Here is a 21,116-nt window from a genome sequence, read left to right as displayed (position 1 = left end):
ACAAATGAAAATTGAATCAGTAGAAGCCTTGTTGGGCTGCGTTGGCGCAAGAAATCAGTTACTTGTTAAAGTCGTGACTGAATGCGGCATTGTTGGGTGGGGCGAATCAGGTTTATCCAATCGTGAATATGCAGTGATGGGAGCTGTTAAACACTTTGCGTCTTTCCTTAAAGGTAAGGACGCACGACAAATTGGCCGTATTTGGCAAGAATTATACCGCAGCCATTACTTCGAAGGTGGCCGTGTTGTCACCGCTGCCATCTCTGCAATTGATATCGCCTTGTATGACATACTGGGTAAAAAGTTAAATGTACCTGTATATCAATTACTCGGTGGCAAACAGCGTGACACTATTCCTTGTTTTGCTTGCTGTTACACAGAGGCTGATCCCGATAAACTTGACGAACTTGCCAAAGAGGCCTTGGCCTTAGTTGAGTTAGGTTGGACGACCATTCGAGTGATACCGAGTCGTTTTGATGATCCAGTTTACTTTGAACCACAAGAGTCTATCACTCGCACAGCTCGCTGTTTAAATGACTTACGCAAAATACTGGGGCCAGATATTACCTTAGGTATTGATTATCATCATAGGTTGAGCGTGGCTGAAACCGCCTCATTTTGTCAGCGATTAGCGCCAGACACCTTAGATTTTATTGAAGAGCCTATTCGTCACGAATCACCTGATGCGTACAAAACGTTAAGAACCATGACAAACATTCCATTTGCTATCGGCGAAGAGTTTAGCTCTAAATGGGCTGCCAAGCCTTATATTGAGCAAGGTTTGACGCAATATTTACGTGTGGATGTGTGTAATATTGGTGGTCTCACTGAGGCGATGAAGGTTTCAGGCTGGGCAGAAGCGCATTATATTGATGTCATGCCTCATAACCCCCTAGGGCCAGTTTGTACTGCCGCAACCAATCATTTTGCAGCAGCTTTACCTAACTTTAGTTTAATGGAAACCCATCAAGGGCCATTCAGTCCATTTGGAGCCCATGATAAAGCACTATTTCCTGTGCAGCATACTTTATCTGGCCCTCAATTTACGGTACCTGAATTACCCGGCTTAGGTGTCGAAGTGAATGAAGCCGCGTTTAGAAAAGCGACGCCGATTGAAGTTGAAGCGCCGCATTTAAGTAAACGTGATGGCTCACATACTAATTGGTAGTTTGACTAGGGACATGATTGAATGCAGCAAAATAACAGCATGTACTACAAGGGATGTTATGAGTAAGCTTTTTGATGCAAGAATTAACTATGTTGGTGAAAGCCCGTTGTGGCATCCACTTACGCAAACGCTTTATTGGGTTGATTTTCCCAATAAATTAATCAGAGGTAAGAGTGCTACACAAACTGTGGAATATCAGTTAGCCGAAATGGCCACGGCCATTGGCTGGATTGATGAAGCCCATTTATTAATTGCGACAGAAACAGGCTTATATCAATTTCACTTATTAACTCAAAAAACAGTGTTAATTATTAATGTAGAACATACATTAACAACGAATCGCAGTAATGATGGAAGAGCAGATCCTTGGGGCGGCTTTTGGATCGGCACCATGGATAACGAGGCAACCCTCAATAAAGGCAGTTTTTATCGTTACTATCAAGGTGAGCTGACTCAATATATTTCAGAACTGACTATTCCTAATGGGATGTGCTTTGATAAGTCTCGTTGCCGGGCATATTACGCAGATTCACAGTCGCAGAAAATGTTTTGTCTTGAACTAGACCCTGAAAATGGTGCACCGCTAGCGGGCGTTAAGCCGACGTTATTTGCAGATTTTTCTTCAACAAAATTTTCACCCGACGGGGCTGTTGTTGATGCAAGTGGCAATGTGTGGATAGCACTATGGGATGGCGCTTGTGTGGTGTGTATTTCGCCATCAGGTGAAGAGTTATCACGCATTGATGTTGGGACTCTGCGGCCAACTTGTCCTGGTTTCGGAGGCGCTAATGCCCATCAACTTTATACGACGACAGCGCAATGTGGGCTTGAACAAGAGCCTGTATTACCGCATGAACATGGCACAACACTGTTAGTCTCTGAGCAGATCAAGGGCATATATGAGCCAGCTGTGATCATTGCCTAGATTATTGTTGTTTTATCATTGAACGGAGTCACTGACTCCGTTTTTTTATCTCGTCATTCTCATCCTGGATAAATTTCTTCATCTCTGAGTAAATCCGGGCTTTCTAAGCTCAGGAATAATTTTATTAACATACCCATAAACATATTGCCTATTGAAACATCATATGTTTAAATCTTGTTAATAAATTATAACTAAACCCTCTTATCAGTAAATTGTACCTTGATGAAACTCAAGTGAATTTACCAGACATAAGCAAGGTTAACTGACTGCAAAAAACTGGGGATTTCACCGTGATAGAGACATCAACCGCAGACAACGCAATAACAAAAACGAATAAACATATTCAAGCCATTAAATTTTCGATGATTGCCGCTTTCGGTGGATTTGTATTTGGACTTGATGCTGCAAACATTTCTGGCGCACTTCGTTATGTGAGTTCTCAATTTGAGTTGACCAGTCTGCAAACGGGCAATGTTGTGGGCTGTGCGATTGTTGGGGTTATTCTAGCGTTATTTTTTACAGGCAGTTTATGTCAACGTTTTGGGCGTAAAAAGGTGCTGATTGGGATTTCGCTTACGTATTCACTATCAACAGTTATATCAGCATTTGCAGTAAGTTATGAAATGTTGGTGGTAGGCCGATTTATCGGTGGGGTTGCTTTTGCCTCCATCACAGTGTCCGCAATGTATATCGGCGAAATAGCGCCAGCTAAACAGCGTGGTCAGTTTGTGTCGGTCAATCAGTTATTAATTACCTTAGGCAGCCTCTGTGCATTTATTATTAATTACTTCCTTGTAAAATCAATTGGAAACATTGAATCATTAACAGATGAAAATATTTGGCGATTAATGTTAGGTTTCGAAATTATTCCTAACATCATATGGTTCTCACTATTATTGACCATCCCTGAGTCTCCTCGGTGGTTAATCAGTAAACAACGTGATCAAGAAGCCCAAACAGTCTTTGAAAGAATTACTGAGCAGGGTGAAGTTGCCCCTTTGATGGCTGAGATTAAACAAACTGTTAAGCAAGACAGTAGCCAGTCAGTGATGCAGCAACTTAAATTATTATTCAGTAAGCCAATGCGGTTTTTAGTGTTAATAGCCGTGTGTTATGCGGTGGTTCAAGGGGCAACGGGTATGAATGCGGTGCTATTTTATGCACCTACCGTATTTGAACAAATAGGCATGAGTGTTGAAAACACCTTTTTGCAGACCATCGTATTAGGTAGTGTGTCGGTGTTGTTTACCTTAGTGGCTATTTTTACCGTTGAAAAACTGGGTCGAAAAGCGCTGACCGTGATTGGCTTGTTGTTAATTACCTTAGCCCATGTCTCTATTTGGTACGGTTTTGATAATGCAAGCTACGTGATTAACCAACCTGTGATTGAAAAGGTTGCAGAGCAGCAAGTTGATGCCGATAAATTGTTACTATTATTAGGTAAACACTACCAAACTGACGTTGAACTCAAAGCTGACTTAGCGAGTGTATATACCAAAAAAGAGTTGCCGTTAGTGAGTGGCGCTGTGATTAACGCATCAATTAATATTAATCCAGCTTTTGTGTTGTTCGGTTTATTTGCATTTCTCGCTGCTTTTAATATGTCAATTGGCCCAATCATGTGGGTCATATTTTCAGAAATTTTCTCCAGTCGAGTACGGAGTGTCGCTTTACCTTTCGCAGCATTAGTGCAAAGTATATCAAGTTGGAGTATTCAGCAGTTTTTCCCTTGGCAATTAGAAAATATGGGCGCTGCCAATACGTTTTTGTATTATGGTGGCGTGGCATTTGTTGGCTGCATTGTAATGTGGTTAATCTTGCCAGAAACAAAAGGTAAAACGATTGAAGCGATTGAACGTGACTTGGTCACAGCAAAATAGTGGCAAAGAAATGAGCTGCATTAATCCTAAAACTGGCTCATACAAGAAATATCAATAACACAAAACAATAATAGAGATAACTATGTCTGAACGTTTATTAGGTGAAGTTGCGATTGTTACAGGCGGCGCAGATGGTATTGGAGCTGCTATTGCACAAGAGTTTTGCCTGCAAGGTGCTAAAGTGTGTATTGCTGATAGGAACGAAGCACTAGGTATGCAAGTGGCAAGTCAACTTGTTGCTCAAGGATTTGATGCCACTTTTTTTGCCGTGGATATCTCAGATGAAACATTAGTCAATGCCATGGTTGCTCATACAGTCGCAGAGTTAGGTGAGCCAAGCATACTCATCAATAATGCTGCATTAATAAGTCCAGGCAATGATATAGATGCTGTGGGCGTAGATGCGTGGAAAAAAAGTTTTTCAGTTAACGTGGATGGAATGTGGTTTTGCAGTAAAGCCGTGTACCCATACATGAAAAAGCATCAACGAGGTAGCATAGTCAATGTGGGCTCGGTTCATTCTTTTAAAATTGTACCGGGTTACTTTCCTTACGCAGTGACAAAGCATGCCGTTATCGGGTTAACAAGAAATATGGCGGTTGAGTTTGCCCAGTTTAATATCCGCGTAAATGCGTTATGTCCAGGTATGATTGAGACGCCTATGGCATTCAAGTCATGGGATAATACCGATGACCCACAAGGCTCACGTAAAGCAATGGGCGATGTACATCCATTGAAACGTAATGGCACAACAGCTGAAATTGCCAAGCCTGCATTATTTTTAGCCTCAGACGATTCAAGTTTTATGACTGGCCAAAGCTTAGTTGTTGACGGTGGACGTTCTGTTATTTATCACGATTAATTATCATTGATGTTGACGCTGACTCGTTCTTTCGTAAAGGCTTTATCAGGCAGGCAAGAAACCAATGTTGAAGTGATTACCTTAGCTAATGCACGTGTATCTATGAGCATTGTACCTGAATTAGGGGCTAAGATTATCTCGTTAAAGTCGTTAACGAATCAATATGAATGGCTGCAGCAGTCACCTTATTCCAAGATGTCAGTGCCAGAATATGGCGACTCCTTTATTAATGGATTCGATACGGGAGGTTGGGATGAATGTTTTCCAAGTATTAAGCAAGAGATTTACTCAGCAGAAGGTTATAAGGATTTAGCGCTGCCAGATCACGGTGAACTATGGTGCTTACATTGGAAGATAACTAAAATCATCGAAACTGATAACTTTGTGACATTGTCTTTATGTTGCCAAGGTAGGCAGCTGCCATATCAATTTACTCGTAGTATTACTTTACATAAAGACAGTCATGAATTTGTTATTCACTATCAACTGGTCAATCTTGGTCTCAATCCACTGCCTTATATGTGGTCAATGCATCCAATATTTGCTGCGCAACCTGGCATGCAAATACAACTTAGTGACAACATAAAACAATTTTATACAGATAATGGCTTTAATCGGTTTTTTAATCATTCAGAGTCTGTAATTCATTGGCCATACACTTACGCTCCTTCCAACATCGATAGCCTAATTGAAAACCATACCTTTAAAGCAGTTGCTCAGTCTTTAAATCAGCCCTTCGCGAGTCAGTCCTGCGATAATCAGCGATATTCTCAATATTGTTGTTTATCTTACGTGATGGACAAACAAAGCCATTTTGCATCAAAGCTCTTTAGTAAGCCCATGAATAACAATGCTCAAAATAACTTGATCACAGTTGCACTGACTCGTGAGAACGGTGCGCAGCGCTGTGGCTTTTCGTATTATTCAGATGAAGTGAGTCATGTTGGTCTTTGGCTCAATTATCAAGGATGGTCAGGAAGTGCATTAGCGCCAGCCTATGTTGTTGGGCTGGAGCCCTGTATAGGCGGGCATGACTCACTGCAACAGGCCATGACTAAAAATGAATATGCGCAGGTTCCTGCGAGCGGCAAGCACAGCTGGAGTGTTAGCTGTTTTATTGAATAACTGTCTGAATTTACGCTATTAACCAATCTTGCTTTAAAACCCATGTCGAGGGTAAAACAATTTTTTAACAATTTTAAGAGAATCTCTGCCGATAGGATTGTTATTTTAAACATCATATGTTTAAATAGTTATCATGTTATGTGGTTGTGAATTTTTACTTGTGATGAGACCTATTAATAGGTGACTTAGCTTTGCGCTAACTAGGCAAGCAGTTAACAACGAGTAATGTTTTAGAATGATACAAATGGAGCTGTACTAATGCTTTATAAAAAACTTTATATCGGTGGCGAGCTTGTTACAAGCAATGTAACGACAGATGTTGTTAATCCAGCAACATTGCGACCTGTAGGCAGTATCGCCGCTGCAGATATTCCACATGCTGAGCAAGCATTAGTGGCAGCACAAAATGCATTTCCGATTTGGTCGAAAACATCGATTAAAGAGCGTACTGATTGGATGTTTAAACTCCGTGATGCGGTAGTAGAAAATGAGCAGCATTTACGAGATTGTATTCAGCTAGAAATGGCAAAGCCTTGGTCATCAACGAAAGATGATTTCCAAATGTTAGTCGATAGTTTAGAGTTTTATGCTGATGCGATGTTAACCATGGAGCAAGAGCCGCTCGAAGACAAAGAGGGCACCCATTCACATGAGTTAAGACGTGAACCGTTAGGGGTCGCTGCCGCTTTTTTAGCTTGGAACTTTCCTTTACTTAATTTGGCTTACAAAATAGGTCCTGCGATGGCTGCAGGCTGTCCCATTGTCATTAAACCATCGGTAAAAACGCCATTATCAGCTTATGCAGTAGGTGAACTTTGCGCTCAAATTGGTTTGCCTGCTGGTGTTGTTAACATCATATCGGGTCCTGATCATAAAGTCGGTGATGCTATTTCGTCATCCACTATTCCAGCACTTTTAACATTAATCGGTTCAACGAATGTAGGTAAACATGTCATTGGAACCGGTGCGACATCGATCAAACGATATTCAATGGAACTAGGTGGTAATGCGCCCGCTATTGTGTTTGCAGATGCAGATTTAAATACTGCTGCTGATGTCATAAGTGGTGTTAAATTCAGTAATGCGGGTCAAATTTGTGTAACACCAAACCGTGTATTTGTGGATGAAACGATCGCTGCACAATTTATCGACATGTTACTGACTAAAGCAAGCAACGTTAAGGTCGGCTTCGATAAAAATGCAGACATCGATATGGGACCTTTAATGGATGAGGCTTCTTGGATTCGTATTGATAATCTCGTTAAGGATGCAATCAAACAAGGTGCAACACTACTTACAGGTGGCGGAAAGCCAAAAGGATTAGAGACTGGCTACTACTATAGTCCGACCATTTTAACGGGTGTCACACCAGAGATGGCGATATATCAGGAAGAAATCTTCGGTCCCGTTATTTGTATTTCAACCTTCTCAAACGATGAGGCTGTGCTAGCTGATGCTAATGATACTGATGCGGGCTTAACCTCATATATTTTCACCCAAGATGAAAGCAGAATTGCCCATTTTTCGAGTGAACTGAGGTTTGCCGAAGTGCAAGTTAACGGCATTAAATATGCGATTAATCTGCCACATTTTGGGATCAAGCAGTCAGGAGTTGGGGTAGATTGTTCGTTGCTAGCGCTCGACGATTACCTTAGCTACAAACGTATTTCACGTGCTCTTTAATCAGTATCTAGGATAGTTACTCATGAAAATTATTGAAATAAAAAGTCACGTACTGCAATACGATCTTGAAGAAGAATTAGGTTACTCACAGCAATATTACGCCCAAAGAACAACCCACCTTGTTGAAGTTATAACGGATGCTGGGATTACAGGTTGGGGTGAATGTTTTGGTGGCGGCGGGATCGCTTTTGCAAACAAAACCATAGTCGAGAAAGTTATCCAACCAATGATCTTGGGGATGGATCCATTAGACAGAGAAGTGATTTGGCACAAAGTCTATAACTTGATGCGAGATCATGGTCAGAAAGGGATGCCAATCCAATCCTTATCAGGTGTCGATATTGCCTTGTGGGACATTGCAGGAAAATTCCACAATCAACCTGTTTATAAGCTACTTGGCGGTGCGTTTAGAGAACGTATCCCTGCTTATGGTTATGGGATGATGTTACAGCGCTACGATGATCTGGAAGCTCGATTTACTGATGAAAGTGCAAGAATAAAAGCGATGGGCTTTAACGCAACCAAGATGAAAATTGGATTAAGCCCTGAGCGCGATATTAAATTAGTCGAAGCGGTACGAAAAGGCATTGGCGATGACATGCGTTTAATGGTTGATGCTAATCATGCTTACACCGCAAGAGAAGCGATTCCACTAGGACGTGAGTTACAAAACCTCGGCGTTTATTGGTTTGAAGAACCTGTCGCACCAGAAGATAAACAAGGGTATCGCGATTTATGTGAAGCCTTAGATATGACTATTGCTGGTGGCGAAGCTGAGTTTACTCGTTGGGGCTTTAGAGATCTCATTGAAAATCGCTGCGTAGACTTATTACAGCCAGAAGTCTGTGCACTCGGTGGCATTACTGAGTATCAAAAAGTGCTCGCAATGGCGCACGCACATTTTATTCCAGTGATTAACCATGTTTGGGGCTCTGCCATTGCGGTAGGCACAAACTTACACCTTTTGGCTGCATTACCCGATTTACCTGGTGCAGCCCATCCAGTTCAACCTATGCTCGAATATGACACAACGCCAAATAGATTTCGTGAAGACTTGTTAAAAGAGCCATTAAACATTCTTAAACAAGTTAAAGAAAATCAAGGAAGTGTTGCTTTACCTCAAGGTCCAGGGATCGGAGTCGAGCCAGATCCTGACTTTATTAAGCATTACGAAGTCTCTTAATAGCATATCGAGAACATTCTCATGATAGAAAAATCATCGTCTCAACCTGTGCTAATCGCGGTTGACTGGGGAAGTAGTAACTTTAGATCCTTCTTATTGGATCAATGGGGTCAAATATTATCTGAAGTAAGCGCAGCAAAAGGCATGCTTAATTTAGACAAAGAGCAATTCGAATCAACCTTATTACAACAGATAAGTCCTTGGATAAATGATCAAGGCAAAAATGAAAACAGTTCAAATACCAAAAAACGCTTGCCAATACTGATGGCCGGAATGGTTGGCAGTGCGCAAGGCTGGAGTGATGCAGGTTATATCAGCTGTCCAGCGGATGCCATGCAAGCGGCTGAACAGTTACATAAAGTGAATAATCAAGCGCAACTTAATATTCACATTGTGCCAGGAGTAAAGTGCCAAACGAGTAATTTACAACCCGATGTCATGCGCGGTGAAGAAGTACAGGCATTTGGCGCAGTGGCTTTATTGGAGCAAGAGTTAGGCTTATTAAATAACGCACAACTTGAAAAACTCGTGTTTTGTTTACCTGGTACACACTCAAAGTGGATCAGAATGGCAAAAAGTGATGCGGGTGACGCATTAATTGATGATTTATCTACGCATATGACTGGTGAGGTTTATAACCTGATTGTCGAACATAGCATTTTAGGTAAAGGTCTAGCCAACACCAATAACGAAATGGCTTTTGATATTGCGAGCTTCTTGCAAGGCGTTCATACCAGTCAACGTGAAGGTGGATTATTACATCATTTATTTAGCGCCAGAACATTAAGGTTAGAACAGCGCTTAGCTGAATCAGATGTCACAAGTTATATTTCTGGTGTACTCATTGGGGCAGAACTCAATGCAGTACTGACATCATCGCCTAATCTTGAACATGTTTATCTTATTGGTGGTTCACAACTTAATTATTTATACAGCGAAGCATTAAAAGAATTGGGGTATTTATCAACGACGGTTAGTAGTTCGAAAGCGTCTGCCGTTGGCATGTTAAATATCGCAAAACAAGCAAAACTTGTAACATCAAAGGACAAAGGATAATGACTATTTCATTAACAGATGCATTAAAAGAATTACCTTTAGTGGCAATTTTACGTGGCGTGACTCCTGAAGAAGTGATCGCTATAGCTGATGTACTTGTAGCAGCAGGATATCGTGTAATTGAAGTGCCACTGAATTCTCCTAATCCTTATGAAAGCATCAAACGCTTGAGTGAAAAGTATGGTGATTCCGTTGTAATAGGTGCAGGGACGGTAGTATCAAAGGAGCAGGTTGATTTAGTCAAAGAGGCGGGGGGGAGAATTATTATATCGCCTCATGCAGATATCGACATTATTCAATACAGTAAAAAGCTGTCTTTATATAGCGTTCCAGGTTTCTTAAATCCGACTGAAGCTTACGCCGCAATTAATGCAGGTGCAGATTCATTAAAGTTATTTCCTGCTGATACAGTTGGTCCTAAAGGATTAAAAGCGATGTCAGTTGTGCTACCGAAAGAGATGCCGATTTTACCAGTAGGTGGCGTATCCCCAAGTACAATGAAAGCGTTTTTAGATGCTGGAGCCAGTGGTTTTGGTTTAGGTAGCGGGTTATACAAAGCAGGCATGTCAGTTGCGCAAACGAAGCAAAATGCATTGTCTTATGTTGAGGGGTATCAAGCCGCTGTTAACATCCATTAAGTGATAAATTGCTAAATTCATTACCTTTTTATATTACCTTGTTAGTTTCCTATTTCACTTCTGTATCTTTAGCAGCCGTAAGGCTGCATTTTTTTTAGTTTTTTATGCTACTTAACCGCTATTAATTTTTATGACCTATAACAAATGGCTAAAAATATAGAATAAAGACTAAGGTGTTGATTGTTTTCAATTGACACTGCAAACATACTATGTTTCTATAGGACTTATGAGTGAATTAATATATTACGATTTAAAATGCACCCAAGGAATGTCTCCAAGTCTATCGGTGCAAGTCGCGAAAGAGCTTGGACGCAGAATTGTGTCAGGCGCTTTTGAAGCCCATAGTCTAATTGATGATGAAAATGCATTAGCTGCCCGTTATCAAGTTAGCCGAGTTGTTGTTCGTGACGCAGTTAAAATCCTCGTAAGTAAAGGACTGTTAGAAGTTCGACGTGGAATTGGTACTCGTGTTCAATCTAGAGATAAATGGAATATGCTGGATGACGATATTCTTGCATGGCATTTATCTGCGCCACCAAATCTTAGCTTTTTAAAACAATTGATGGATGTGCGATTGGCTTTTGAGCCAAAAGCGGCTAGGTGGGCTTCTGAGCGTGCTACTGCAGAAGATTTAGCCGACATCGAATCAGCTGTTGAGAGAATGGCTCAAGCTAATAATACCGCAGAAGATTTTATCATTGCCGATTCACTGTTTCATAAGTCAGTGATGAAAGCCGCTAACAATGGCTTTTTAGCGTCAATGGAAGGAGTGATTTACTCTGCGTTATTAGTGAGTATTAAAGTCACGAATAAAGATCCTCGTGAAAATGGGGCGTCGGTGCCTTTTCATCGAGAAGTTTATGAAGCTATTGCTGCTAAAGATGGTGATAAAGCAGAAAAGCTCACTGAAAAATTGCTGAATGATGCCAGTATTCGACTTTCTTTGACTCAAAACAGCAATTAATCGTCTCTGGCGGTTGTCTATTGTCCTAAAATCAGATAAATAGTATGTAGTTATTTTTATGGACAATATAATTACATGAGTGAATTAACATACTACGATTTAAGACGAACAAATTCGATGTCACCGAGTTTACCTGTTCAAGTGGCGAAAGAACTGGGTCGTAGAATTGTTGCCGGCACCTATACTCCTGGGACGTTAATTGATGACGAAAACAAGCTAGCTGAGCGCTTCAAAGTTAGCCGTGTTGTAGTGCGTGATGCCGTTAAAATTCTAGTAGGTAAAGGCTTATTAGATGTTCGCCGTGGTATTGGTACGAAAGTTAAAGCGAGAAATCATTGGGCTTTACTTGACGATGACGTACTGGCTTGGCACCTTTCAGCACCACTGAATCCAGAGTTCCTAACTCAGTTGATGGAGTTTCGACTCGCATTTGAGCCCAAAGCTGCATCGCTAGCGGCCATGAATGCGACCGATGAAGATATTCAAGCAATAGCCGCAGCCCTTGAAGAGATGGCTTCTTCAACCAATGATGTTGATCGCTTCGTTGTTGCCGATGCCCACTATCATGGTGCAATTCTACGTGCATCTCATAATGAATTATTTATTTCTATGGAGTGTGTGATTTTTTCATCACTTTTGGTCAGTATTCGAGTCACCAACCAAAATGATGCAGAAAATAAAAGCTCTATTCCATTTCACCAAGAAGTCTTTGATGCCATTAAAGACCGTAATGGTAAGTTAGCGCAATCGTTAACTGAAACACTATTAAGTGATGCTAAAGCACGACTGACGCAGTTAATGAAATAAGTTTCTCTTACTAGCAATCATTGTTAAGTTGTAAAACATAAGCCCAACAATAGTTGGGCTTTTTTTGTGCTGACTAAAAACTTAGTGAATATATTTACATTGTTTATAGAAACATCATATGTTTAAATTTGTTTAATAAAAAATCAAGGCAACGTGTTGCTCAATCAGTTAAAAATCAATTGATGTTATTAAAGGAATTATTGTGAGCGAGTTTAATCAAACAAAGCAGGGCGATGTGCAAGAACATCAAGATTTGCACATGAACGCGGACAACCAAGAATACAGTCAATCTCAATTAGATGCCGCAACGCATTTATTAAAGCAGCGACAACAAGCTATACCTGTTTCTGATTTACGAAACAATGCGCCTAAGACACTTGATGATGCGTTTGTTATTCAACAAATCATGATGGCTCAAACCTCCAGTGAGCACATTGGGTGGAAATGCTTAATTCCACAACAAAACGGGAATGTGATCGTTGCGCCATTATTATGCCAATTAGCCACAGAGCAGCAAGATTGTTCAATAAAATCAATAAAAGGTTATGCCCTAATCGAACCTGAAATTGCATTTGTATTAGCAAATGATTTATCTGCAGGTCAAACATACAGTAATGCTGAAATCGATGATGCAGTAGGGGAAACACGCTTAGCATTAGAATTAATTGAACCACGATTTTCTAAAGACTACGATGCCAATCATTTTGAACGCTTAGCCGATGGCTTAAGTAATCAAGGCTTGTATTTAGGCCCAGTTATTGACAAACCTATTGCTTATAAAGCTGCAAAAATTGACATTAATATTAGCCAAGAAAAAACTGAGCAAGTCTTTGCAGGTGTTCATCCATGTGAGTTACCTCAGAACCCACTTTATTGGCTTGTTAATCACTTAACAGCAAGAGGAATTTCATTGAGAGCTGGGCAAGTTATTATTACAGGTTCCTATTGTGGTGTTGTAAAAGTAGCGATGAATAGCCCTGTTAACATTAATTACCAAGGGATAGGCCAATTTTCAGTGAATTTTACTGGCTAAGGATATGGCGGGAATTTATTAAAACAAACTGAGTTATTCGTCGGTTTTACCATAACTCAGTTTTTTTATGTCGTCATTTCAGTCGAGGTGTTTACTTGAATGAATCTAATTTGATTTCTCTGTCAAAAATTCTTATTTTATTTTCTATTATTGTATAAATTATGTTGACTCAGTGACATAACGACATTATTTTGCATCTCCATTTTTGACTTACATTACCAACAAGGAAAAAAATCATGACAGAGCCATCAGCGATCAGTTTGATCCCGCCAGTGGTTGTTTTGATATTAGCAATTGTATTAAGAAGACCTATTTTAGCGTTAGTAATAGGTGCTGTTGTGGGTTTGTTAATGCTTGATCCTGTTGAAGCATTAAATAATTTTTCGGAAATATCGTTAAGTGTCATGGCTGATGAAACCATTGGTTGGTTAATCTTAGTATGTGGCACGTTTGGTGCGCTAATCGCTTTACTCGTTCGAACGGGCGGGGCATTCGCATTTGGAAAAAATGCACTGAAGGTAGCTAAAGGCCCTAAATCATCATTAATGATGACATTTGTTTTAGGTGTTGCCATTTTTATTGATGACTATCTTAATGCATTAACTGTGGGTGAAACCATGAAGCGAGTGACGGATAAATTTCGTATTTCTCGTGAAATGTTGGCGTATGTTGTCGATTCCACAGCCGCACCTATTTGTGTTCTCGTCCCTTTATCGACGTGGGCTGTGTTTTTTGGCGGCTTACTTGTTGATAACGGTATAGCAGAACCTGGGCAAGCAATCTCAGTTTATATGCAAGCCATTCCATATATGCTTTATGCATGGGTTGCTGTGATTATGGTTCCTTTAGTCATTTTAGGGGTGATGCCGCTTATTGGTCCGATGAAAAAGGCTGAGTTAAAAGCAAAGCAAGGTATTGGGATACCGGTTGATGAGTCAGCTGATATTCAAACCAGTAATGACTATGCCGTTAAGGCGATGGAAGATGAATTTAAAACGGCTGATCATCAAGGAAAATTACATAATTTCCTTGTGCCGATTATGATGCTTGTTGGTTTTACCGTATATTTTGAGATTGATGTGTGGCTTGGTTTGTTAGCGACCATGACAATTACGATCCCTTATTATGCTGTGCAGCGTTTAATGCCTTTTGCTGAAATGATGGAGCAAATGATTGATGGCTTTAAAAGCATGTTACCCGCAATTGGGACAGTGATAGCAGCATTTATTTTTAAAGATGTATGCGATAAGTTGCTGTTACCTCAATATGTAATTGAGAGCTTAAGTCCCTACATGACAGCACAGTTTTTACCTGCAGTCGTGTTTGTTGCAATGGCATTATTAGCCTTTGCTACGGGGTCAAGCTGGGGGATTTTTGCCGTATCGATTCCCATTGTTATGCCGCTTGCTCAAGCAGTAGGCGCGGACATTCCGTTAGTGATCGGTGCATTACTTTCTGCATCATCCTTTGGGAGTCAAGCTTGCTTTTACAGTGATTCTACAGTGTTAGCAGCGCAAGGTGCAGGGTGTAACTTAGTCAGCCATGCCATCACTCAGTTGCCATACACTTTGATTGCGGCAAGCATCACCGTGATAGGTTTTATTGTGATAGCGTAATAATGTGACCACATGAAGTCGACGCGACTTATCTGTTGTGGCTAATGATGTTAAAACCAGTGCTTGTCACTGGTTTTTTATTATCTGGAGTTCAGCCTAATGAATGACAAGAACACTGAAAAGTTTACGGGTTGTAAAATGGCGTTAATTTCAGGCCGTCAGTTGGTTGTGTATTTAAGAGATAACCTTGCAACCATTCCTTATCCCAATTGTTGGGACTTTCCAGGTGGTGGGCGTGAGGGGAACGAAACAGCTGAAGAGTGTGTGCTTCGTGAATTGAATGAAGAGTTTTCACTTGTTTTAACTAAAGCGTGTTTGGTATATAAACAAATCGACATTAATCAAACTGGTAATGGTAACGCTTATTTTTTTGTAGCTCATATTGATAATGAACAGCTTGATAAGATTAGGTTCGGAAATGAAGGCCAGTATTGGAGGCTGATGGATATTGAAGATTACCTGAATCACCCACAAGCTATTAACTCTTTACAGCAGCGACTTAAACGATATCTAGCCGAAATAGATTATTGATGAATACTTAAAATGACATCAACTAAAACAAGGATTTGTTTTGTATATTCCAAAAAATCTAAGAATTAATGATTTAACATCCCTCCATAAGTTTGTTGCTGATTATGGTTTTGCTGTCATCACAACTGCGGATCTAACTGCGTCCCATTTACCCTTATTACTTAAACTAGATGAAGGTGAATTGGGCACACTCTATGGCCATATGGCTCGAGCTAATCAGCACTGGAAGATAGCCGATGGGCAGTCAGTTTTAACTGTTTTTTCAGGCCCACATGGCTATATCTCGCCAACATGGTATGAGAGCAGTCCCGCTGTACCCACATGGAATTATGCGGCTGTACATGTAAAAGGGACTGTCACATTGACAGACGATGAAACAACCTTGTCTATACTTAACGACACTATTGCGAAATATGAACCCAGTTTACTGAGTAGTGAAACCCATGGTCATGATGGTTTTATACCGCCTGACTATAAATTGAAGCTAGCCAAAGCGATAGTGGGCTTTAAAGTAAAAATCGATTCAATTGAAGGCAAAAATAAATTAGGCCAGCATCGTTCTCTGGCCGATCAAAAGGGAGTGCTTGCTGGACTAAGCGAATCAAGTCGATTAGACGATCAGGCGTTACTGGCATATACCAAACTGCACTACCAACAACATGAGTAAGCGGCCCATTTAAAAAATCAACATGAAGCATCAGTAATAAGAAGTCTATAAGCACATACAGTAAATCGCACAGTAGGGAGCGACAGTGAATCAACATAATAAGTTTGAGTCTGCACAACCGATAGAGGGGTATTATATCGATACGGATAAAACTAAAATCGATATAAATGTCGTCTATGGGTATATTTCCAATTCTTACTGGGCGAAAGATATCCCAATTGAAGTGCTGACCAAAGCCATTGCTAATTCATTATGTTTTGCTGTGTATACCGTGGATGATCAACAAGTTGGTTTTGCCCGCCTTATTACTGATAAAGCCTCTTTTGCCTATCTAGCTGACGTGTTTATTCTTGAGCAACATCGAGGTAAAGGATTAAGCAAATGGTTAATCCATGACATCATGACTCATCCTGAAATTGTTGGTTTACGAAGAATGATGCTAGCGACACGTGATGCTCACGGATTGTATGCTCAGTTTGGTTTCCTCCCAATAGAAAACCCAGAAATTTTAATGCAAGTTTGGCGTCCTTCAATCTATTTAAGCTCTCAAAATGATGACTAAAAGGCGTTAAAGCGATGTAATAATCCATATATCGAACAAGATAAATGTAATCAATTTGCACATTCTGTGACATTTTCAGCTGTTTATTTATTTTCAACCTAGCAATGATAAGTTAAAGTAATTACTTAATATTTTACTATTTTGTTCATTACTTTGGGTTTGGTATGTCGAATTCTCAACAAATTGATAAGACACAAGATTTAGATTTTGTCCGCAAAGCAACGCTCGATACGATCGCAAAGACCATGATTCACTCAAGTGAATTACATGGGTTTGGTTTGTTTGCTACAGATGCCATTAAAGATGAGCAAATACTTTATTTATTTGATGGCCAAGTGGTATCAATTGCAGACTATGAAAAAATCGAGTCGCTTATGGCAAAAGACATTGCCCCTTATTCGAATTACATTTTCATGGAATGTAATTACCTCAATAATGAAACCTTGTTAGTTAGAAATTTCAGAACTAAATACAGTTATATTAACCACTCAAGAACGCCGAATACTGAAATCAGGTATCACCCAATGCGTCTAGTGGCTATCAAAGAGATTCAAGTTGGTGAAGAACTAACGATTGATTATCGCAAAGAGCAACTTTCTGACGACTATCTAACTAACCCAGAAAAACAATTTTTATAATAATAAGAAATCGTTATGCCGAAAATTCGCGTTATGTGTGTACAGCCTATTGAGGTTGATTCAGAGCAATACGAACAGCTCATCAGTAAGAAAAGCCGTATTGGCAAGTTAATTGGGACATTTGACAGAAACCATTTCAAAATTGAATGGCTTAAACAATTCAACGCATTACATCGTGATTTATCAAATTTTAAATGTATTTATCGCAGTGAAGAAAGCAAGGTTTCAAATCTTTTATTAAAGCAAGATCTACAGTCTACTGACTTTCATGTAAATGGTTTGCATGACATCAGTGAGTATCTTGATCTTGAAAATACAACCTATGAATTGGTTTTCGATCAACGATTTTTTAACTTTGTTTTGGTAGTCGAAATACACTTAAACTTACCTGATGACAAAACAGCTGAACTGTTATCAACAGAGCTGACAGCAGATGAACTCGCAGAAAATCAAGGCGCTGATTTTTATAATAATCTGAGAAATTTATTAGTAAAAGAACATGACACTAGCGCACTCAGCCAATGGGGTAATGCAGTACGTTTAGAAGTGTGTAAAAGAATTCAGGCTATTAGCCATATTCCGTTAAAAAGTAGCCACAGACCATTAGCTTATATCGGTAATAATTCAGGAAATTTCACTTTCTTTGTCGAAGCTAGCCCGCAAGATAAACAAATGAAGCAGCAGTTTCTAGCCTGTAATGCCAAAGCTGAGCGTGTTAAGGGTAATAATACGACAATTATCGATAATGATTGTGTGCATTATGCCTTTTTCAGTCGTTTTCATACGATTATGACGTTAGATATAGGACGATATTACCGATTTGCGCCGATTCAGCATCATATTCAATCAACTTGGTATTACGTCAGTTTTTATAGCCGTGTCTTAGATAAATTAAATAGTCATATTCTTGCAAATGACTCGAAGAAAACCCTTAACTCAAAACGTAATGTTATTGATGAATATATTAATAAGATTGAGTTGCTACGAATGAATAACGAAAATTTCAAATTAGCAATTGAGTCAGATAACGAAGATGTTTATCAAAAAATTGAGTCTAAATGGAATGTCGAAAGCAGCCTAGAGCATGCTAAAACTTACGTTAGTTTTTTTAAAGACTATTTAGAACGTGCTTACGCTCGTAAAGCAGAGCAATCTAATCGTCGCCAAAATCAAATATTGTTCATCATATCCTGTATCCAAATATTGGGGTTGATTAGTATTTGGAGTGATTACCTAGGGTTAAGTAAAATAGAGCGCTTTATCAACTCAACAGGTATTCATACTGGTTCCAATGTCGACACCGTTTTGCAAATCAATACTTGGTTACCACTGGGCCTTATTGCAGTATTGATTTTGTTGATGATGTTGGCTTATATGCGCCGAGACTAATCATCTTAGAAAAGAAAAAAGGAGCAATTGCTCCTTTTTTTATTGGTTTTGTAATTTTTGGTGTTTAAAAAAACGCGTTAATGGCAGCCAGATAAAGCCACAAAATAACCCACCGAGAACGCCAATAAAATGAGATTCGGTTGCGACTCGTGCATTGATAATAGCGCTGACACTTTCGCTGGCACCAAAGTACATTTCGTATCCCACTTTGGCAAACACACCTAGCAATAATAAATAACCTGAATTATAGCCTTTACGTATATCTAATAGGGCACCAAAGGTAAATAGGCCATGTAATAACCCGCTGAGTCCGACATAACCTTTAAGCTCTGGAAAAAACCAGTAAAGACCTAATCCTTCTAATACACACAAACTGATAAACAACGAAGCAAACTGACTTATATGGCCTTTGTAATGAGATTCATGTAAAAATAAAATAACCCAAAAGCCTGCAAGGTTCATTAATAAGTGCCACAAGTTTGTGTGTAACAAATTACCTGTGATGATGCGCCAGTACTCACCTTGAGCGATGTTATCGTAGCGATAACTTAATAGGTTATCGACATCAATTGTTCCCAGTGGATTCATCGACAAAACAAAGAATACACAGCATGTAATACTGACCAAAATTGCAAAGTAATAAGCACTTGCACTGTTACGACTTCTTCTTGCCATATTTAAAGTCCGTTTTACCTTATAATATTGTTTATTATAGTGAATCGTTAACACTTTGCTTAACTAAATGCTGTTAAACACAGTCAGGCATAGAGGTTTATGGCTGACGTTTCAAATCACCTAGCGATTTGTTGGTAAATGATTTGATAAAGTGACACTCGTTTTAACGCGCTGACTTACGATCTAAATCAGCCATAACGCTTTGACGATTGTTAAGGTAATCCTCTAAACCTCTTTGTCTCAATAAACAAGCTGGGCAATCTCCACAACCACTGCCTTTAATGCCGTTATAACAGGTTAAGGTGTCATCTTTAACGAGAGTGAGTGAGTGGTACTTATCGGCCAATGCCCATGTTTCAGCTTTATTCAGCCACATAAGGGGCGTAACAATATTGAGCGGTTTGTCCATACCAAGCTCTAATGCTTGTTGCATTGATTTGACAAAATCATTTCTGCAATCTGGATAACCTGAAAAATCGGTTTCACATACCCCAGTGATGATTGCATCGCAGCCTAATTGATAGGCATAAATCCCAGCTAATGTTAGAAATAATATATTGCGACCAGGAACGAAGGTACTAGGTAGGCCATTGTCCATTAATTCATGTGAAACCGGAATCGCATCTCGTGTTAATGAAGAAATGGCTAATTCATTTAATAAACTGACATCCATGACTTTATGGCTTGCTACTTTAAGCTTTTTAGCAAGGGCTTGCGCAATGTCGATTTCTTCTCTATGGCGTTGACCATAGTCAAAGGTAATGGCATGGACTTCATCGTATTGAGTCAAGGCTTGAATAAGGCATGTGGTGGAATCTTGACCACCTGAAAAAACTACAATTGCTTTGGACATTAAAATCACCGGAAAGACAAATATAAGGTAATGGACGAAAGTCATCATTACTATGTACATGTTTGTCTGTTTATTAATAACAAAAGTACATTTTATCTTATCCAGCATAAAGTTGGCAAAAACTTGCAGCTAGAAACAAAATCATCTATAAATGCGCCCTTGAAATTAATAAGGCTTGCAAATGAATTATCCTGTAAACGAAGTATTTGAAACAATTCAAGGTGAAGGTAGCTTTACCGGAGTACCTGCCATTTTTGTCCGTTTACAAGGCTGTCCAGTGGGTTGTGCTTGGTGTGATACTCAGCAGACCTGGGAAGTGTTAGCTCAAAACAAGGTAAACCAAGCTGATGTCATTCAAGTTGATGGCACTATTGGACGTTGGGCTGAGCATGATGCCAGTAGTTTAATTCAAGCTTTTCAAGCCAAAGGATATACCGCAAAGCACATTGTACTGACTGGCGGCGAGCCATGTATGTACAATGTCACTGATTTAACCAGTGAGTTTATTGCTGCAGGTTATGCTGTGCAGATTGAAACCAGTGGCACTTTTGAAGTGCTATGCCACGACAAGGTCTTTGTGACGGTTTCACCTAAGGTAAACATGAAAGGCGGATATGAGGTGCTTGAGCAGGCGTTAACACGCGCGAATGAGATTAAGCATCCCATAGCAACACAAAAGCACATTGATGAATTAGATGACTTATTAGCAAATATTGATACGCAAGATAAAGTGGTGTGTTTACAGCCAATTAGTCAAAAAACCAGAGCGACTGAACTTGCGATGAAAACATGTATTGCTAGAAATTGGCGCCTTTCGATTCAAACGCATAAATATTTAGATATTGATTGATTAAAAAACCG

At 39.7% G+C, this 21,116-nt stretch carries 21 protein-coding genes; 19 read left to right on the top strand and 2 right to left on the bottom strand.

Annotated features, from left to right (window positions below; translation table 11 throughout):
• Positions 1–4 precede the first annotated feature (4 nt).
• From AN944_RS07795 to AN944_RS07710, 18 genes are all read left to right on the top strand, one after another.
• Entirely contained in the window at positions 5–1,168 is a 1,164-nt protein-coding gene (locus AN944_RS07795) for a mandelate racemase/muconate lactonizing enzyme family protein (protein WP_055024032.1), read from the top strand.
• A gap of 58 nt (positions 1,169–1,226) precedes the next feature.
• Complete coding sequence (locus AN944_RS07790; RefSeq protein ID WP_055024031.1) at positions 1,227–2,093, top strand: SMP-30/gluconolactonase/LRE family protein; 867 nt, start codon at positions 1,227–1,229, stop codon at positions 2,091–2,093.
• A 290-nt stretch (positions 2,094–2,383) separates the two neighbouring features.
• Entirely contained in the window at positions 2,384–3,973 is a 1,590-nt protein-coding gene (locus tag AN944_RS07785) for an MFS transporter (protein ID WP_235530871.1), read from the top strand.
• Positions 3,974–4,055: 82 nt separating this feature from the next.
• Positions 4,056–4,835 carry an SDR family NAD(P)-dependent oxidoreductase gene (locus AN944_RS07780; RefSeq protein WP_055024030.1) on the top strand — a complete coding sequence of 260 codons (780 nt, stop codon included), beginning with the start codon at positions 4,056–4,058 and terminating at the stop codon, positions 4,833–4,835.
• A gap of 9 nt (positions 4,836–4,844) precedes the next feature.
• Positions 4,845–5,960 (top strand): hypothetical protein, encoded by a 1,116-nt coding sequence (locus tag AN944_RS07775; RefSeq protein ID WP_055024029.1) that lies wholly within the window; start codon positions 4,845–4,847, stop codon positions 5,958–5,960.
• 258 nt (positions 5,961–6,218) lie between these two features.
• Positions 6,219–7,643, top strand: coding sequence for an aldehyde dehydrogenase family protein (locus AN944_RS07770; protein ID WP_055024028.1), 1,425 nt, complete (start codon positions 6,219–6,221; stop codon positions 7,641–7,643).
• A 22-nt stretch (positions 7,644–7,665) separates the two neighbouring features.
• Positions 7,666–8,826: a mandelate racemase/muconate lactonizing enzyme family protein gene (locus AN944_RS07765; protein WP_055024027.1), complete on the top strand. Its 1,161-nt coding sequence runs from the start codon at positions 7,666–7,668 to the stop codon at positions 8,824–8,826.
• A gap of 21 nt (positions 8,827–8,847) precedes the next feature.
• Entirely contained in the window at positions 8,848–9,882 is a 1,035-nt protein-coding gene (locus AN944_RS07760; RefSeq protein WP_055024026.1) for a 2-dehydro-3-deoxygalactonokinase, read from the top strand.
• Positions 9,882–10,520, top strand: coding sequence for a 2-dehydro-3-deoxy-6-phosphogalactonate aldolase (locus tag AN944_RS07755; protein WP_235530870.1), 639 nt, complete (start codon positions 9,882–9,884; stop codon positions 10,518–10,520). The genes AN944_RS07760 and AN944_RS07755 overlap by 1 nt, the downstream gene beginning before the upstream one ends.
• Positions 10,521–10,746: 226 nt before the next feature.
• Complete coding sequence (locus tag AN944_RS07750; RefSeq protein ID WP_055024024.1) at positions 10,747–11,484, top strand: FadR/GntR family transcriptional regulator; 738 nt, start codon at positions 10,747–10,749, stop codon at positions 11,482–11,484.
• 75 nt (positions 11,485–11,559) lie between these two features.
• Complete coding sequence (locus AN944_RS07745; RefSeq protein ID WP_055024023.1) at positions 11,560–12,291, top strand: FadR/GntR family transcriptional regulator; 732 nt, start codon at positions 11,560–11,562, stop codon at positions 12,289–12,291.
• A 202-nt stretch (positions 12,292–12,493) separates the two neighbouring features.
• Entirely contained in the window at positions 12,494–13,324 is an 831-nt protein-coding gene (locus AN944_RS07740; protein ID WP_055024022.1) for a hypothetical protein, read from the top strand.
• Between the two features lie 236 nt (positions 13,325–13,560).
• The gene (locus AN944_RS07735) at positions 13,561–14,940 is read left to right on the top strand and encodes a Na+/H+ antiporter NhaC family protein (protein WP_055024021.1); all 1,380 of its coding nucleotides are present in this window, start codon (positions 13,561–13,563) and stop codon (positions 14,938–14,940) included.
• A 99-nt stretch (positions 14,941–15,039) separates the two neighbouring features.
• The gene (locus AN944_RS07730; protein WP_055024020.1) at positions 15,040–15,471 is read left to right on the top strand and encodes an NUDIX hydrolase; all 432 of its coding nucleotides are present in this window, start codon (positions 15,040–15,042) and stop codon (positions 15,469–15,471) included.
• Positions 15,472–15,511: 40 nt separating this feature from the next.
• Positions 15,512–16,138, top strand: coding sequence for an FMN-binding negative transcriptional regulator (locus AN944_RS07725; RefSeq protein ID WP_055024019.1), 627 nt, complete (start codon positions 15,512–15,514; stop codon positions 16,136–16,138).
• Between the two features lie 85 nt (positions 16,139–16,223).
• Positions 16,224–16,700, top strand: a complete 477-nt coding sequence (locus tag AN944_RS07720; protein ID WP_235530869.1) for a GNAT family N-acetyltransferase — start codon at positions 16,224–16,226, stop codon at positions 16,698–16,700.
• Positions 16,701–16,864: 164 nt separating this feature from the next.
• Positions 16,865–17,338 (top strand): SET domain-containing protein, encoded by a 474-nt coding sequence (locus tag AN944_RS07715; protein ID WP_055024018.1) that lies wholly within the window; start codon positions 16,865–16,867, stop codon positions 17,336–17,338.
• A 15-nt stretch (positions 17,339–17,353) separates the two neighbouring features.
• On the top strand, positions 17,354–18,727 hold the full coding sequence (locus tag AN944_RS07710) for a hypothetical protein (RefSeq protein WP_055024017.1): 1,374 nt from the start codon (positions 17,354–17,356) through the stop codon (positions 18,725–18,727).
• Between the two features lie 39 nt (positions 18,728–18,766).
• On the opposite strand, the gene rrtA is transcribed toward AN944_RS07710, so the two are convergent.
• A complete protein-coding gene (rrtA, locus tag AN944_RS07705; protein ID WP_055024016.1) occupies positions 18,767–19,402 on the bottom strand; it encodes a rhombosortase in 636 nt (211 codons plus the stop codon).
• A 163-nt stretch (positions 19,403–19,565) separates the two neighbouring features.
• Positions 19,566–20,255: a 7-cyano-7-deazaguanine synthase QueC gene (gene queC, locus AN944_RS07700; protein ID WP_080915655.1), complete on the bottom strand. Its 690-nt coding sequence runs from the start codon at positions 20,253–20,255 to the stop codon at positions 19,566–19,568.
• A 181-nt stretch (positions 20,256–20,436) separates the two neighbouring features.
• Here queC and queE point away from each other — a divergent pair, with 181 nt between their 5' ends.
• Positions 20,437–21,105 (top strand): 7-carboxy-7-deazaguanine synthase QueE, encoded by a 669-nt coding sequence (gene queE / locus AN944_RS07695; protein ID WP_055024014.1) that lies wholly within the window; start codon positions 20,437–20,439, stop codon positions 21,103–21,105.
• Positions 21,106–21,116 lie beyond the last annotated feature (11 nt).

The organism is Shewanella sp. P1-14-1 (assembly GCF_001401775.1).
In the GTDB taxonomy this organism is placed as follows: Bacteria; Pseudomonadota; Gammaproteobacteria; order Enterobacterales; family Shewanellaceae; genus Shewanella; species Shewanella japonica.
This window is presented reverse-complemented; position numbering and strand designations above follow the sequence as displayed.